Origin of the sequence: Bacillus sp. LBG-1-113 (assembly GCF_020708615.1) — a bacterium.
Taxonomy (GTDB): domain Bacteria; phylum Bacillota; class Bacilli; order Bacillales; family Bacillaceae; genus Bacillus; species Bacillus mojavensis.
Genome location: NZ_JAJFDG010000019.1, coordinates 1 through 15698, shown reverse-complemented (window position 1 = coordinate 15698; position 15698 = coordinate 1). Strand labels below are relative to the sequence as shown.

Below are 15698 nucleotides of genomic sequence, written 5' to 3'. Positions count from 1 at the left end.
CAACGGGAGCCACAGGAGACGCCGGACCGGCCGGAGCTACAGGAGCGACGGGAGCAACGGGAGCCACAGGAGCAACCGGTGACGTCGGACCAGCCGGAGCAACGGGAGCCACAGGAGACGCCGGACCGGCCGGAGCTACAGGAGCGACGGGAGCAACGGGAGCCACAGGAGCAACCGGTGACGTCGGACCAGCCGGAGCAACGGGAGCCACAGGAGACGCCGGACCAGCCGGAGCAACGGGAGCCACAGGAGACGCCGGACCAGCCGGAGCAACAGGAGCGACGGGAGCAACAGGAGCAACCGGTGACGTCGGACCAGCCGGAGCCACCGGAGCCACAGGAGCAACCGGAGCAACAGGAGCTACCGGCACAGGAGCAGCTGGGTTATCCGAATACGGGTATATTTATAACTTTAGTGCTCAAACAGTAGCTATAGAGGCTGATGTCATTTTTGATTCAACAGGGATAACCACCCCTGGAATTACACATGCCCCCGGGACTTCTCAAATTGCAATTACCACTCCGGGAGACTATGAGGTCACTTTTTCTGTTTCGGGAGTAGAGCCTAACCAATTTACATTATTTTTAAATGGTGCACCGATTACGAATACAGTCTACGGTTCAGGTGCAGGTACTCAGCAAAACAACGGTCAGGCTATTATAGCCATAGCAGCCGGCGATGTCCTCACTCTTCGAAATCATACGTCCGCTGCCGCAGTGACTCTGCAGACTTTGGCAGGAGGGACACAAACTAACGTAAACGCTTCAATTGTAATTAAAAAATTAGATTAACAATCAGCACTGTGTCATGAACAAACAAAAAGTACTCTATTGATCTTACTAGTACTTAATCGTTCAACAGTGCTTTTTTTGACCTGGTTTAAGTTGACCATACAAACGCTCCAGTATCTTTTTTTACCTCAGGTGTATGCGGAAAAGAGACAAATACGAAATTCATAGCTCACTGAAAGACTTTTATCACTATAGGAAAGAAAAAGAAGTTCGATTTACTCTATCTTTTTTAGTGATAACTGGATATCAAATGGGCATACAACGTGACAGCTTAACTTCACCAATAAAAAAACCTTCCATGTTGGAAGGCAATCGTTAAAATTCAATTTTGATCTTTTGAGAATCACTGATTTTCTTATGGTTTTGGTCAAAAACGTCACTTGTTGTGATTTCAATCCACTTGATCTCTTTTTTCTTCTTATCAGCTGATGGTTCATCGTGAGCATGGCCGCTTGCTGCGTTTACAATAAAGCCGAGATTGCCGGATTTTTCGGCGCCGGCTTCTAATTCACCATTCAACTCTTCTAGGTAAATATCTTTGTTCCAATCAAAGGTTTCTCCTGTATTTGTTTTCATCAATGCAACCGGGGCAAAATTCACTTTCTCGGAAGATGTGTTCTTGATATCAACGAAAACTTTAACGAAATCAAACTCTTCATCGTGTGTTAATACATGAAAATAATCAATCATGCTGTAATCCGGACGTAAGTGGATCAGCTTCATTTCTTTTACTGTTAACTCTACGTTTCCTATCTTATAAGTTTGATTGACTTGTTTGATATCTTTTAAGACGGCTTCTCCTTTGTCATCAGAAAACGTTTGATTGACCTTCAGCAATGACCGGTCATCTGTTACCTGTGCATTAGGCTGATACTCATCTATACTGTCTTTTTGAGACGAAGTGCTTTGCGGTGTGGCTTTTGCTTTTTGCTCTCCGGCTGTATTTTGTTTTTCTGAATTGACGTTTGAGGAACAGCCCGCAAGTATGACGATAAAAAATAAGATCGATAGAGTCTTTTTCATCATAAGTCCTCCATTAAAAAGAGAGCCCGTTCCTTATACAAGCAACGGGCCACCTTGTATTCTCTTACTTATCTTTAATTTTAATGTTGTATTGTAAAGCATCGAAAACATTTTTGGCGATTTCGGTATTATCGATTTGGCCGGAAAACTTCTCACTGGACGGTCCGTACGCATAGACAGGAACATCCTCGCCGGTATGTCCGCCTGTTGTCCATCCTGTGTGGGAGCGTTTATTGAAAATCTCCTCAATCGCATTATCAATATCAAGGACTTCCTTCGATTTTGCCGCGTTTTCAACAGATTGAATTTCAGATGAAGTTAAAGCTAATTTCTTTTGGTCAATATACGTTTTTAAAGTTTTTTCAACATCTGCGCCGTCGGCGATTTTTTCTGCCATAAAGTCAGGGGTGCGCTTTGCTGCTTTAATTGGTTCACTGAACCAGTTGTAAATGCCGTCCGCACCGATGGAGTATCCGCCGGTTGAATGGTCAGCCGTTGCGACAACCAAAGTATGCTTGTCTTTTTTGGCGAAATCAATTGCCGCCTTGTAGGCTTGTTCGAAATCTTCCATCTCACTCATGGCGCCGACAATATCATTGTCATGCCCGGCCCAGTCAATCTGGCTTCCTTCAACCATGAGGAAGAAACCGTCTTTGTCCTTGCTTAATTTTTTGAGGGCTGTGTTTGTCATGTCTTTTAATGAAGGAATATCCTTCGTGCGGTCGATCTTTTTAGGCAGGCCGCCGTCAGCGAATAGGCCGAGAACTTGGCTATCCTTGTTTTTCAGCATGTCCTTGCGGTTATCCACATAGCTGTATCCCGCTTTTTTGAATTCCTTTACCAAATTACGGTCCTTGCGGTCAAAATTGCTTTTTCCACCGCCTAGAAGGACATCAATTTTGTGCTTGCCGTTCACCATTTCATCAAAATAGTCGTTTGCAATAGAATTCATATTTTTCCGGCTGTGATCATGCGAACCGAAAGAAGCCGGAGTGGCGTGTGTAATTTCTGAAGTGGCGACAAGCCCGGTTGATTTTCCTTTTTCTTTTGCTGCTTCAAGAACTGTTTTGACCTCTGAACCGTCATTATCCACAGCAATTGCATTATTATATGTTTTAATCCCAGCTGACATAGCCGTTGCGGCGGAAGCAGAATCCGTTACATTTTGTTCAGGGTCTTCAGGATAAGTGGTCTGCTGTCCGACAAGGTATTGGTCAAAAGCTGTAGGCTCAACAACCTTTGTCTTTTTATTATCTTTTAAGTAACGGTGAGCGGACGTATAAGACACACCCATCCCATCACCGATCAAGACGATGACATTCTTAATTTCGTTTTGATTCCCCTTTTTCTTTTCCTGGGCGCTGGCTTCAGGCACGCTGCCGCTGACTAGGCTGCTGAACGCAATAGATGATAACACCGCAATAGGCAGCAGCTTCTTCGGGAATTTTTTCAACTGAATAACCTCCTAAAAATATGATCCTCAATGACAAACCCATTATATTTTTAAAGTGTTAAGCTAGTATTAATCGTTTTTAAAGATTGAATTTACAAGATTACAAGGAAATGAAAAGGCAGTGCCGAAAGTAAATATGATGTGCAAATCTGACCGGCTAGTGATTATGTATGTGACTAGAAGATGTCAATCAATCCCTTGATATAGAACTCAAAAAGAAATCGAGTTTGCTAGAGGTAATATTTCTTACTGAGGGGATATTAAAGGAAAACATGTGACCGGCAATGCACCCGAAGAAGAGAATAGATGTTGAGGTGACAGTATGGAAATAAACGATGTGCTATACGGCAGGCATCAAATAGACGGAGTACTGGAAGAACTCATAAAAAGCGCACCCGTACAGAGATTAAAAGGGGTTTATCAAGGCGGCGCCAGCTTTTTAGTCAATCCAAAGTGGAATGTGACCCGGTATGAGCACTCCATTGGCGTTATGCTTCTAATCAAAAGGCTGGGGGGAACCATAGAAGAGCAGATCGCCGGTCTTCTCCACGATGTGTCGCACACAGCATTTTCTCATGTAATTGATTTTGTATTTGAAAATGAAGCGGAAGATTATCATGAAAACATTTTTCAACAAGTCATTGACCAATCCGAGATCCCGGAAATTCTAAAAAAACATGGTTATGATGCTGACGATCTTTTATTAAATGATACAAGATGGACACTGCTCGAACAGCCCGCACCGGAGCTGTGTGCTGATCGCATCGACTACACGCTGCGTGACATGTATCAATATGGACAGATCACGCTGCGCGAAGCGGAAATCTTTTTGGATCATCTCGTTGTGAGAAACGGAAGGGTGTTTCCAGATGGTATCGAAACAGCTGAATGGTTTGTGCGAGTGTATTACAAGGAAGTGATTGATTTCTTTATGAACCCGGTGAATGTATATGGGTATGAATACTTAGCGCAAACGCTGAAGGCTGCGCTGAAGCACAATGTCATCGCCGCCGAAGATTTGCTGAAAACAGACCAAGAGGTACTAGGCATCCTGCATTCATCAGAAAATGACGAGGTACTGAGACTGCTTGAAAAAATACATCCTCACATATTAGTAAAAGAGGATGACATTCATTATGATTTTCATCGAAAAACGAAAATGCGTCTCATCGACCCTACTATTTTCTTTCATAATGAATGGATCACATCCTCATCAGTATCTGAACATATCAGAAGAATGGGAGAGGCCGCTTATCGGAAAGCCAAAAAAGGTGTGTATGTCAAAGTAATCGAAAACTAACCGGAGCCGCGCAACCGCGGCTTTTATCCAGCGCGTTTTATTCTGCGGATCACGGGGAATAGGACAAACAGCAGCATATGTTATGAGAATAATAGCGCATTTATATACCTTTCGGGGGTATCGTATTATTGAAAAGATCATGTATGACAGGCAGATGTGAAGGTTCACACCAAAAAATGAAGCAAAGGAGAATGAACATGAAGATTTCGAAAAAGGCACTTGGAATTTTACTGCTGTCTCTTATTTTTGTTTTATCAGCATGCGGCAATAGCGATAGCAAAAAAGAAAGCACTCATGACAGTCATTCGGACTCCGGCTCACACGAAGAAATGGATCATTCCGGATCTGCTGAAGTTCCAGAGGGATTAACGGAATCGACACATCCTAAATATAAAATAGGCAGCCAGGTCATCATCAATGCTTCTCATATGAAAGGGATGAAGGGCGCCGAAGCAACAGTTACAGGCGCATACGATACAACGGCATATGTTGTTTCTTACACACCGACAACCGGAGGGCAGCGAGTTGATCATCACAAATGGGTGATCCAAGAAGAGATAAAAGATGCAGGAGATAAACCCCTCAATCCCGGAGATCAGGTACTCTTAGAGGCCTCTCACATGAAAGGCATGAAGGGAGCAACTGCTGAAATCGACTCTGCAGAAAAAACAACGGTATACATGGTGGACTATACATCGACAACAAGCGGAGAAAAAGTAAAAAATCATAAGTGGGTAACTGAAGACGAGCTTTCAGCTAAATAATGAAAAAATCCTCCCTTTACAAGGAGGATTTTTTTACGGTATGAACAGGTCTTGTTAAAGAAAATAAAGCAAACAGAACGGCGATCACAACAATCGATCCTCCACACCAAGCTGTTGACACAACAGTCCCCGTCTGATCCAATACAACACCGCCAATGGCTGAACCAAGGGCAATCCCGATTTGTAACGCAGACGTATTAAAGCTTTGCTGAATGTCAGACGTGTCCGGTGCAATCTCAATTAAATAGCTTTGCTGTGCGGGAGCCAGACTCCAGCTCAGCAATCCCCAAATGACCATAACAGGCAAAAAGAATATCATAGACGACGTTGACAGCGGCAATAAGAACATAATGATGGCGAAGGAACCGGTCACCAGCAAGATGCTCTTAAAAGAACCGAGCCGGTCAGAAAGCGCTCCTCCAAAAGGACCTCCGCACACGGCAGATATTCCAAATAGGAAATAACAAATGCTGACCCAAAAAGAGCTTAGGTGGAGAGTCGTCTCTAAAAACGGGGCAAAATAAGCATATAAAGTGTAGTGCCCCGCTAATGTAAACATCGTCACAAGGTGCGAGCTGGCGATTTTTGCATTGGCGATTGTTTTAATCTGATCCCGGAATGGAATCATTTTCTCCGTCGGTATCTTCTCAAAAAAGATCGAAATAATCAGCATAGAGATAAGCGCCAGAAGTCCGATGCCAAGGAACAAAATGCGCCATCCGAAGGAATTGCTGATCAATATGCCAAGCGGCACACCTAATGCGATGGCAGAACTGAATCCCATAAAAATGATGCCAATTGCGCGGGCTCTGTATTCAGGCGCCACAATTTTCGGCGCAATCGTCAAGGAAAGCACAACAATCAGCCCTGTGCTCATCGCCGCCAATACCCTTGATACCATCAGCATCGCAAAATTAGGGCTGAAGTAGGCGACAAGGTTACTCAAAAAGAAAACAAATAACGCAATTAAATATAAACGCTTCCGTTCAACCTTCGCGGTCAATGCCAAAAGCAGCGGGCCTGAAACAGCATATCCCAGCGCAAACACACTGATCAGCTGTCCGGCCGAAACAATGGAAATGTGTAAATCATTTGCGATTTGAGGAAGAATCCCACCCACAATTAACTCAACCAATCCAACTGCAATCGTAGAAGCTGCAAGCAGAAAAACTTTAAAATTCATAACAAACTCCTTTACTTCAATTTTTTAACAAATAAAAAAATCCTGATTACAAAAAAAGTGATAAACAATTTTTGTAATCAGGATTTTACGGTTCCTGGTAGACACCCTCAATCCATATTATTGAGGTTATACAAGTAAAAATAGCTATTTAATTGATTTAGTTTCCGAGGATGAGTTTAACATATTGTGAGCGAATCTTCCATAGAAAAATTTGATAAATGGTTGAACGAAAAATAATATGAATATATTTATTATATAAAAGTATAGACATTTAAAATTAATTGACTATAATGAATTTTGTAAGCGTTTTAATAAAAGGGGAGGGACATCCATTGAAGAAAATTTTACTTGCGTGCAGTTCGGGAATGTCCACCAGTTTGCTGGTGACAAAAATGAAAGAATACGCGCAATCCATTGGAGAGGAAGCGGAGATCTGGGCAGTCGGCCAGGATAAAGCGAAAGAAGATATGCAAAAGGCAGACGCGGTTTTAATCGGCCCGCAAATGAGCTTTCTGAAAAACGAACTGCAAAAAGCAGCCGACCAATACAACATTCGGGTTGAGGTCATTGACATGATGGCTTACGGAATGGCAGATGGCAAAAAAGCATATGAACAGGCTTTGTCATTAATGGGGCAACAATGATGGAGCACATAAAAATTGCCGACTTAACAGACGAACAAATCAGCTTTCAGCTCATTCTCCACAGCGGCAATGCCCGCAGCTGCATCATTCAATCACTGCGCGCCTACAAGGAAGGAAACAGGGGGGAGGCAGATGCCCTTATTGCCCAGGCTGAGGATGCTCTATCTGCAGCCCATGACATTCACTTTCAAATGATACAGAAAGAATCAAGCGGCGAGGCAGCCAATTTCTCATTGCTGCTTATGCACGCGGAAGATCACCTGATGTCAACATTGACCATGAAAGAATTGGTAAAAGAGCTGCTTGGCATCTTTAAAACAAAGAATCTATAAAAATCGGGGTGGATAGGGTGTTCGAGAAAATCAGCCAATTCCTTGTTCCAATTGCAGGGAGGTTAAATAATAACCGTTATTTACAGGTGTTGCGCGATGCGTTTATGCTGGCCTTCCCGCTTACGATATTCGGGTCCATTTTTGTGGTATTAACGAACCTGCCGTTTTTAAATAAAATCATGAATGCTTCAATGCTCACATCGTTTCAGTCCAATTTTGGCGTTGCGTCTACGGCGACCATGGGGATTATGTCTGTCTTCGTCGTGTTCGGTATAGGCTATTATCTCTCAAAAAGCTATCAGGTCGAAGCTGTGTTTGGCGGTGCGATCGCTTTGGTTTCCTTTTTCCTGCTGACGCCTTTTATTGTTCAGCCGGAAACAGGAGATGCCATAACCGGCGTCATTCCGGTAGACCGCCTCGGTGCCAAAGGAATGTTTCTGGGAATGATCACGGCATTTCTTTCTGGTGAAATCTACAGAAGAATCGTTCAAAAAAACCTGACGATCAAAATGCCTGCCGGGGTTCCGCCGGCTGTAGCAAAATCATTTGCCGCACTTATTCCGGCTTTTATCACATTGACTGTGTTTTTGCTGATTAACGTTGTGGTCACCCAGCTTTTCAAAACCAATATGCATGATGTCATTTATCATGCGATTCAGGCTCCGCTTGTCGGACTTGGAAGCGGTATCATACCGACGCTGATTGCTGTATTTTTCATTCAAATTCTATGGTTTTTCGGATTGCATGGGCAAATCATTATCAACTCTGTGATGGATCCGATCTGGAATACACTGCAGGTGGAAAACCTGGCAGCCTACACAGCGGGGAAAGAAGTACCGCACATCATCTCAAAACCGTTTATGGAGATTTATACAGTGGGGATGGGCGGAACCGGGATGACGCTGGCGATTGTATTTACGATTCTCATATTCATGAAAAGCAGGCAGATGAAGCAAGTATCAAAACTCGGCCTTGCTCCAGGGATTTTTAACGTAAACGAACCGATTATCTTCGGGCTGCCGATTGTGATGAATCCGATCATCCTTGTGCCTTGGGTTTTGGCGCCGATGATTGTTACACTCGTCACCTATCTGGCCATGTCCGCCGGACTTGTTCCGCCTCCAACAGGTGTCACGGTCCCATGGACGGTCCCGCTATTTATTAATGGCATCATGGCGACAAACTCAATCATGGGCGGCGTGATGCAGCTTGTCAATCTGATGATTGTCTTTGTGATATGGTTCCCGTTCCTGAAAGCGATGGATAAATTACATTTGGCAAAAGAAAAGGAACAGGCTGTTCAGGAAACAGCACAGCAAAATGATAACAGCATCAAAATGTGACATAAGGAGAGAGAGAACTTGACTCAAACAGAACAGTATCGTTTTCCGAAAGATTTTTGGTGGGGATCATCTGCTTCAGCGACACAAACGGAGGGTGCCGCCGATCGAGACGGAAAAGGGAAGAATATTTGGGATTACTGGTTTGAAAAAGAGCCTCATCGCTTTTTTGATCATGTAGGACCTGCATCCACATCGAAATTTTATGACAACTATAAAGACGATATCAGGCTGATGAAGGAGCTTGGCCACAACTCGTTCCGTATGTCGATTTCATGGTCACGTTTAATACCGGGCGGAACAGGCGAGATCACCCCTAAAGCAGCGGACTTTTATAACAGCGTCATTGATGAGTTCATAGCTAATGGAATAGAACCCTTTGTCAATTTGTTTCATTTCGATATGCCGATGGAACTTCAAAACATCGGCGGCTGGGCAAACAGAGAAACGGTGGACGCTTATGAAAACTATGCGAGAACGTGCTTTCGTTTGTTTGGCGATCGCGTGAAAAAATGGTTCACCCATAACGAGCCGATCGTGCCGGTCGAAGGCGGATATTTATATGATTTTCATTATCCGAACAAGGTAGATTTTAAAGAAGCCGTTCAAGTCGGGTTTCACACATTGTTATCAAGCGCCCGCGCCATACAGGCTTACAGAGAGATGAGGCAGGATGGAAAAATCGGCATCATCTTAAATTTGACGCCATCCTACCCGAGAAGCAGCCACCCGGCAGATGTAAAAGCGGGAGAAATAGCAGATGCGTTCTTTAACCGATCTTTTTTAGACCCTTCTGTAAAAGGCGAGTTTCCAAAAGAACTCATACACATTTTAAAAACTGAAGGCTTTATGCCTGAATACGAGAAAGAGGATCTTGAGATCATTAAACAGCATACGGTTGACTTATTAGGTGTGAATTATTATCAGCCGAGACGTGTAAAAGCCAAAGAGCACCTGCCAAATCCGGATGCGCCGTTTTTGCCTGACAGGTATTTCGATCCTTACGTCATGCCGGGCCGAAAAATGAATCCTCACCGAGGCTGGGAGATTTATGAAAAAGGCGTTTATGATATCCTGATCAATCTAAAAGAAAATTACGGGAATATCGAGTGCTTTATTTCTGAAAACGGCATGGGAGTTGAAGGGGAAGAGCGTTTCAGAGATGAACAGGGCATGATTCAAGATGACTACCGAATTGAATTTATCAAAGAGCACTTAAAATGGATTCACCGCGCTATACAGGAAGGATCAAACGTAAAAGGCTATCACTTATGGACGTTTATGGACAATTGGTCATGGACAAATGCTTATAAAAACCGATACGGATTTGTATCAGTCAATCTGGAGAAAGACGGAGAAAGAACGGTCAAAAAGAGCGGAAAATGGTTCAAAGAGGTTGCTGAGAAAAATGGTTTTTAGGTTGCTATAGCAAAAAGGTCTTCCGGCGGTCAAGATTTCTCATAGAGACAACAAATAGCCATAACATTGATGAAACAGGGAAAAGAACTTATGATATCGGTAAAGAAGCTTATTCGATATCAAAATTTTTACAGTTGCCGGAGGATACCAATGAATAAATACGAAATCATTGCAAATGAAATGAGAAAACGAATCAAAAATAAAGTATATCCCATCGATCAGCCAATTCCCGATGAAATATCTCTTGCAAAAGAGTTCAATTCAAGCCGCATGACGATGAAAAGAGCTCTTGATAATTTAGTTGCTGAAGGACTGTTATTCAGAAAACGCGGTCATGGAACCTTTATCATTCAATCTGCGATACAGGATGATCATGTCCATGTCGTCAGCAATGAAATCCTCGGACTGACCAATTTGTTAAAAGACAAAACAATCAAAAGCAAGGTCATTCAGTTCGAGGTGCAATTTCCCACTGAGGAAGTGGCTGCTCATTTATCAATTGATCAGAAAACGCCGGTTTATTATGTTGTACGGCTGCGGATTGTGGAAGGAGAGCCATATGTGTTGGAAAAAACATATATGCCGACACACTTAATAGCCGGCATTAATGATGAGGTGCTGCACCACTCTATTTATGAACACATCACAAATAGGCTTCAGCTAAAGATTGCCGGAACACACCGGAAAATCAGAGCCTGTAAATCTGATGAGATGGATCAGCAGCATCTAGGCTGCAAACAGGATGATCCCATTCTTGAAGTGGAGCACGTGGGCTTTTTAGATAACGGAATTCCATTTGAATATTCCTTTTCACGTCATCGGCATGACAAATTTGTCGTCACTTCGGTAAATGTAAGGCGCTGATCGCGGAGATAACAAGGAGGCCATCTGCATGCTTGGCGGTATTGAAGCAGGCGGCACAAAATTTGTGTGTGCCGTCGGAACAGAAGATGGAACGATCATTGACAGAATGGAGCTACCAACAGCGATGCCGGATGAAACGATAGAGAAAGTGATTCAATATTTTCGCCAATTCTCGCTACAGGCAATCGGCATCGGCTCCTTTGGTCCCGTTGATATAGATGTAAACAGTAAAACATATGGAACCATTACTGCCACGCCTAAACCAGGCTGGAGGCACTATCCATTCTTGAAAACAATAAAAGAAGAAATGAATATTCCTGTCGGATTCAGCACAGATGTAAACGCTGCGGCGCTCGGAGAATCTCTTTTCGGAGCAGCTAAAGACCTCGACAGCTGCTTATATATCACGATCGGAACTGGCATTGGTGCAGGCGCGGTTATAGAAGGGCGGCTTCTGCAAGGATTGTCACATCCTGAAATGGGCCATATCTATATTCGCCGCCATCCGGATGACACGTATCAAGGAAAGTGCCCCTATCATAAGGATTGCTTCGAAGGTCTGGCTTCCGGTCCCGCTATAGAAGCACGATGGGGAAACAAGGCGGCAGATTTATCACATGTAAATGAGGTCTGGGAACTTGAAGGATATTATATTGCGCAGGCTCTGGCACAATATATCCTCATCCTGGCACCCAAAAAAATGATTCTTGGCGGCGGCGTCATGAATCAGAGCCAGCTGTTCCCTTATATATATCAATATGTACCTAAAATAATGAACAGCTACTTTAATTTTTCTGAATTATCAGAAAGTATAAATGAGTATATTGTATCTCCCCGTTTAGGCAGAAATGCCGGAATCATCGGAACGTTTGTTTTAGCCGATCAGGCATTAAAAGCAGAAGAAGCATCCGGGGAGGTTCCATCATGAAGCATCCTTTATTTTTAGAGCCGATTTTTAAAGAAAGGATATGGGGCGGCACAGCGCTTCGTGATAGATTCGGCTACAGCATCCCTTCAGAAAAAACGGGTGAATGCTGGGCTGTCTCGGCCCATGCCAATGGATCATCGACTATTCAAAATGGCCGGTTGGCAGGAAAAACACTGGATCAAGTGTGGAAAGAATGCCCGGAGTTTTTCGGCTTTCCGCAAAGAAGCGTGTTTCCGTTACTGGTGAAAGTACTTGATGCCAACATGGACCTCTCCGTACAGGTGCATCCTGATGATCATTATGCCATGGTACACGAAAACGGAGACCCTGGAAAAACAGAGTGCTGGTACATTATTGATTGCAAAGAAGACGCAGAACTGATTCTGGGACATCATGCAGGCACGAAGGAAGAATTCAAACAGCTTATAGAAAGCGGTGACTGGAACGGGCTGCTTAGGCGCATCAACATAAAGCCCGGAGATTTCTTTTATGTTCCAAGCGGCACGCTGCATGCATTGTGTGAGGGCACCCTCGTCCTTGAAATTCAGCAAAATTCCGATACCACATATCGCGTATACGATTATGAACGCTGTAATGACCATGGCCAAAAAAGGGATCTCCATATAGAAAAAGCGATGGAAGTCGTAAACATACCGCATACGGACTCTGAACCAATACCGTCGGTGAAAGAAATGAAGGATGCCGTGATTACGTCTTATGTTCAGTCAGATTATTTCTCAGTTTACAAATGGAACGTCAGCGGCAAGCCGGTTTTCCCTTCTCATCAAACCTTTTTGCTGGGCAGTGTTGTCGAAGGCTCAGGGATAATAGAAAACAACGGTGTGCAGTATGAATGCAAGAAAGGCTCACACTTTATTTTACCTGCCCATTTTGGCGAGTTTTCAATAGAAGGAACTTGCGAGCTGATCATAGCCCATCCTTCATAAGAACGGAGGAATTTCTGTGTTAAAGAAACCTATCATCTGTTTGTTCATCTTATTTTTATTTGCGTCTGCCGTTTTGGCTGAGCCGATCCAAGCACATACTGTGTCACCTGTTAATCCTAAAGCACAGCAGACAACAAAAGATGTGATGAATTGGCTTGCCCACCTGCCGAATCGTTCTGAAAACAGGGTGCTTTCCGGTGCGTTTGGCGGTTACAGTCATGACACATTCTCTATGGCAGAAGCAGAAAGAATCCGGAACGCATCCGGACAATCACCTGCCATTTACGGCTGCGATTACGCGAGGGGATGGCTTGAAACCTCAAATATTGAAGATTCTATAGACGTGAGCTGCAACAGTGATTTAATATCGTACTGGAAAAGCGGAGGGATTCCGCAGATCAGTCTGCATCTAGCAAATCCTGCTTATCAGTCAGGACATTTTAAAACACCGATTACCAACGATCAGTATAAAAAACTGTTAGACTCTACAACAACAGAGGGGAAGCGGCTGAACGCCATGCTCAGCAAAATTGCTGACGGACTTCAACAGCTGGAAAACCAAGGCGTGCCCGTTCTGTTCAGGCCGCTGCATGAGATGAACGGCGAGTGGTTTTGGTGGGGGCTGACGTCATATAATCAAAAGGATGATGAAAGAATCTTCTTATATAAACAGCTCTATATCAAAATCTATCATTATATGACTGACGAAAGAGGATTAGATCATTTATTATGGGTTTACTCCCCCGACGCTAATCGAGATTTTAAAACAGATTTTTACCCGGGAGCTTCATACGTAGATATCGTTGGGTTAGATGCATACTTTCAAGATCCATATTCGATAAGCGGATACGACCAGCTGACAGCACTTAATAAACCCTTTGCTTTCACGGAAGTTGGTCCGCAAACTGCAAACGGCAGCTTTGATTACAGCCTGTTTATGAGTGCGATAAAACAGAAATACCCTAAAACCACTTATTATCTGGCCTGGAATGATGAATGGAGCCCGGCTGTGAACAAAGGTGCTTCCGCTCTCTATAATGATAGCTGGACATTAAATAAGGGAGAAGTATGGAATGGGGATACATTAACACCTATAGTTGAATAAAAAACGTTTTACATTAATAAAGGTTCTCAAGGATATCCTTAAGAACCTTTTGCTCATCAAGCGTTCATATCCCCTAAGCCGGGACTATGTTCATTCGGCATGTCCGGAAGAACCGGAACAGGGAATCCAGCAGGAGGTTCGGTTACTCGCAGTTCGCCGCCATTTCTGCTTGGAGATTTTCCTTGGAAGATCTCTGCAATTCTTGTTTCATCTAATCTGAAGTTAAACTGTACATTATGGTAGCCCAATTCGACATACTTTCTGCACTCTGGGTATTTATTAATGTCGTAATTCGGAACAGGAAAAAGCTTAGCCCAGTCAACGCCCAAAGTCTCAAGCGCTTTAGCGAAAGCATTTTGGTGAGCATTGTCACGTACAATAAGAAAAGCGAGTGTTTCCCGGAACGTCTGGTTAGAGCTCATTTCATAAATTCTTGTTTTTTGGAGAACACCAGTAGACTCAAGCAACAAGTTATCCAACAGGTCAGTGATTAAGTTTCCGTGATTATACACCCAGGAGGCGTTCCAAGGATTGCCGCCCGCATCAACCGGGAGTGAACTCTGTGCGCCAATAATGTAATGATGGGGGTTAGCATGTTTAACTGCTTCATCAAGGGGAGCGTGATCTATACCCTGGCTGCCGACACCAGCACCGCCTGATTCATCCAACAAAGCATTGATTGTATTTTGCACAAGCTCTACATGGGCAATTTCTTCTAAGAAGATACCGCGCAGCAAATCACGATATTGTTTCTGCTTTCCTCTGAAATTGGAGCTTTGAAAGAAATATTGCATCATTGTACGCATTTCTCCATAATGTCCGCCTAATATTTCCTGCAGTACTTTAGCTGCGGCCGGATCTGGCTTATCGGGTTTAATGATATTGATCAATTCTTCTTTGTAGTAAAACATAACATGCCTCTTTTCTATATTATTTTGTTTTTATATCATCTGTTCAATCAGATAAAATATACGGACTAACAAACAGCGGAAAAGAAAATGAGAAAATCGAAATAAAAATATAGAAAAAGTGTTGACCAATAAAAAAACACATGGTATAGTATTAAATGTCGCTGATGAACAGCACAAAAAAATGAAAAACAAAAAAGTTTTTCGAAGGTGTTTACAAACACTTCAGAATGTGTATAATAGATAAAGTCGAATCAAAAAGATTTTAAAAAAAGCATTCGAAAAAAACATCTTGACTTTAATATCAATTAATAGTATGATAGTTAAGTCGCTCGATAAGCGCCCGTAGCTCAATTGGATAGAGCGTTTGACTACGGATCAAAAGGTTAGGGGTTCGACTCCTCTCGGGCGCGCCAATATAATATACACGCGGGTGTAGTTTAGTGGTAAAACCTCAGCCTTCCAAGCTGATGTCGTGAGTTCGATTCTCATCACCCGCTCCATTATTTATTGAATGATCTTTGAAAACTAAACAAGACAAAACGTACCTGTTAATTCAAGTTTTAAATGAATCGCACAGCAATGTGCGTAGTCAGTCAAACTACTTTATCGGAGAGTTTGATCCTGGCTCAGGACGAACGCTGGCGGCGTGCCTAATACATGCAAGTCGAGCGGACAGATGGGAGCTTGCTCCCTG

The 15698-nt window shown here is 43.3% G+C and carries 15 protein-coding genes, 2 tRNA genes, 1 rRNA gene and 1 riboswitch; of the genes, 14 read left to right on the top strand and 4 right to left on the bottom strand.

Features of this window, described 5'->3' with window-relative positions:
* The coding region (locus LJF29_RS21010) for a BclA C-terminal domain-containing protein (protein ID WP_420709713.1) at window positions 1-791 on the top strand (791 nt) is incomplete at its 5' end.
* A 315-nt stretch (window positions 792-1106) separates the two neighbouring features.
* On the opposite strand, the gene LJF29_RS21005 is transcribed toward LJF29_RS21010, so the two are convergent.
* The gene (locus tag LJF29_RS21005; protein ID WP_229150294.1) at window positions 1107-1814 is read right to left on the bottom strand and encodes a DUF4352 domain-containing protein; all 708 of its coding nucleotides are present in this window, start codon (window positions 1812-1814) and stop codon (window positions 1107-1109) included.
* 64 nt (window positions 1815-1878) lie between these two features.
* Window positions 1879-3267: an alkaline phosphatase PhoB gene (phoB, locus tag LJF29_RS21000; protein WP_229150293.1), complete on the bottom strand. Its 1389-nt coding sequence runs from the start codon at window positions 3265-3267 to the stop codon at window positions 1879-1881.
* A 322-nt stretch (window positions 3268-3589) separates the two neighbouring features.
* Here phoB and LJF29_RS20995 point away from each other — a divergent pair, with 322 nt between their 5' ends.
* Together LJF29_RS20995 and LJF29_RS20990 are read left to right on the top strand one after the other, a co-directional pair.
* Entirely contained in the window at window positions 3590-4567 is a 978-nt protein-coding gene (locus tag LJF29_RS20995; RefSeq protein ID WP_229150292.1) for an HD domain-containing protein, read from the top strand.
* Window positions 4568-4710: 143 nt separating this feature from the next.
* A complete protein-coding gene (locus tag LJF29_RS20990) occupies window positions 4711-5331 on the top strand; it encodes a YdhK family protein (RefSeq protein WP_168749393.1) in 621 nt (206 codons plus the stop codon).
* 16 nt (window positions 5332-5347) lie between these two features.
* Here LJF29_RS20990 and pbuE read toward each other — a convergent pair whose 3' ends face one another.
* Complete coding sequence (gene pbuE / locus LJF29_RS20985; RefSeq protein WP_010333192.1) at window positions 5348-6514, bottom strand: purine transporter PbuE; 1167 nt, start codon at window positions 6512-6514, stop codon at window positions 5348-5350.
* Window positions 6515-6568: 54 nt separating this feature from the next.
* Window positions 6569-6668: riboswitch (purine riboswitch) on the bottom strand.
* 178 nt (window positions 6669-6846) lie between these two features.
* Between pbuE and LJF29_RS20980 the strand changes: the two genes are divergently transcribed.
* From LJF29_RS20980 to LJF29_RS20945, 8 genes are all read left to right on the top strand, one after another.
* The gene (locus tag LJF29_RS20980) at window positions 6847-7158 is read left to right on the top strand and encodes a PTS sugar transporter subunit IIB (RefSeq protein WP_010333193.1); all 312 of its coding nucleotides are present in this window, start codon (window positions 6847-6849) and stop codon (window positions 7156-7158) included.
* Window positions 7158-7490, top strand: coding sequence for a PTS lactose/cellobiose transporter subunit IIA (locus LJF29_RS20975; protein WP_010333194.1), 333 nt, complete (start codon window positions 7158-7160; stop codon window positions 7488-7490). The genes LJF29_RS20980 and LJF29_RS20975 overlap by 1 nt, the downstream gene beginning before the upstream one ends.
* A 17-nt stretch (window positions 7491-7507) precedes the next feature.
* Entirely contained in the window at window positions 7508-8833 is a 1326-nt protein-coding gene (celB, locus tag LJF29_RS20970) for a PTS cellobiose transporter subunit IIC (RefSeq protein WP_229150291.1), read from the top strand.
* Between the two features lie 18 nt (window positions 8834-8851).
* Window positions 8852-10249 carry a glycoside hydrolase family 1 protein gene (locus LJF29_RS20965; RefSeq protein ID WP_229150290.1) on the top strand — a complete coding sequence of 466 codons (1398 nt, stop codon included), beginning with the start codon at window positions 8852-8854 and terminating at the stop codon, window positions 10247-10249.
* 150 nt (window positions 10250-10399) lie between these two features.
* Window positions 10400-11113, top strand: coding sequence for a transcriptional regulator GmuR (gene gmuR, locus LJF29_RS20960; RefSeq protein ID WP_229150289.1), 714 nt, complete (start codon window positions 10400-10402; stop codon window positions 11111-11113).
* Between the two features lie 28 nt (window positions 11114-11141).
* A complete protein-coding gene (locus LJF29_RS20955) occupies window positions 11142-12041 on the top strand; it encodes an ROK family protein (RefSeq protein WP_229150288.1) in 900 nt (299 codons plus the stop codon).
* On the top strand, window positions 12038-12988 hold the full coding sequence (gene manA / locus LJF29_RS20950; protein ID WP_229150287.1) for a mannose-6-phosphate isomerase, class I: 951 nt from the start codon (window positions 12038-12040) through the stop codon (window positions 12986-12988). Before LJF29_RS20955 ends, manA begins: the two co-directional genes overlap by 4 nt.
* A gap of 16 nt (window positions 12989-13004) precedes the next feature.
* Entirely contained in the window at window positions 13005-14093 is a 1089-nt protein-coding gene (locus tag LJF29_RS20945) for a glycoside hydrolase family 26 protein (protein WP_229150286.1), read from the top strand.
* 56 nt (window positions 14094-14149) lie between these two features.
* Here LJF29_RS20945 and LJF29_RS20940 read toward each other — a convergent pair whose 3' ends face one another.
* Window positions 14150-15004, bottom strand: coding sequence for a manganese catalase family protein (locus LJF29_RS20940; RefSeq protein ID WP_229150285.1), 855 nt, complete (start codon window positions 15002-15004; stop codon window positions 14150-14152).
* A gap of 336 nt (window positions 15005-15340) precedes the next feature.
* Between LJF29_RS20940 and LJF29_RS20935 the strand changes: the two genes are divergently transcribed.
* The 3 genes from LJF29_RS20935 to LJF29_RS20925 form a co-directional block, all read left to right on the top strand.
* Window positions 15341-15417: transfer RNA gene (locus LJF29_RS20935), tRNA-Arg, on the top strand.
* 13 nt (window positions 15418-15430) lie between these two features.
* A tRNA-Gly gene (locus LJF29_RS20930) sits at window positions 15431-15504 on the top strand.
* Window positions 15505-15607: 103 nt separating this feature from the next.
* Window positions 15608-15698 (top strand): 16S ribosomal RNA (locus LJF29_RS20925); the annotation flags it as partial.

Coding starts and splice junctions, on each gene's coding strand:
- LJF29_RS20995 (WP_229150292.1), top strand. CDS start 3,590: ATGGAAATAAACGATGTGCTATACGGCAGGCATCAAATAGACGGAGTA.
- LJF29_RS20975 (WP_010333194.1), top strand. CDS start 7,158: ATGGAGCACATAAAAATTGCCGACTTAACAGACGAACAAATCAGCTTT.
- LJF29_RS20940 (WP_229150285.1), bottom strand. CDS start 15,004: ATGTTTTACTACAAAGAAGAATTGATCAATATCATTAAACCCGATAAG.
- pbuE (WP_010333192.1), bottom strand. CDS start 6,514: ATGAATTTTAAAGTTTTTCTGCTTGCAGCTTCTACGATTGCAGTTGGA.
- manA (WP_229150287.1), top strand. CDS start 12,038: ATGAAGCATCCTTTATTTTTAGAGCCGATTTTTAAAGAAAGGATATGG.
- LJF29_RS20990 (WP_168749393.1), top strand. CDS start 4,711: ATGACAGGCAGATGTGAAGGTTCACACCAAAAAATGAAGCAAAGGAGA.
- gmuR (WP_229150289.1), top strand. CDS start 10,400: ATGAATAAATACGAAATCATTGCAAATGAAATGAGAAAACGAATCAAA.
- LJF29_RS20955 (WP_229150288.1), top strand. CDS start 11,142: ATGCTTGGCGGTATTGAAGCAGGCGGCACAAAATTTGTGTGTGCCGTC.
- LJF29_RS21005 (WP_229150294.1), bottom strand. CDS start 1,814: ATGAAAAAGACTCTATCGATCTTATTTTTTATCGTCATACTTGCGGGC.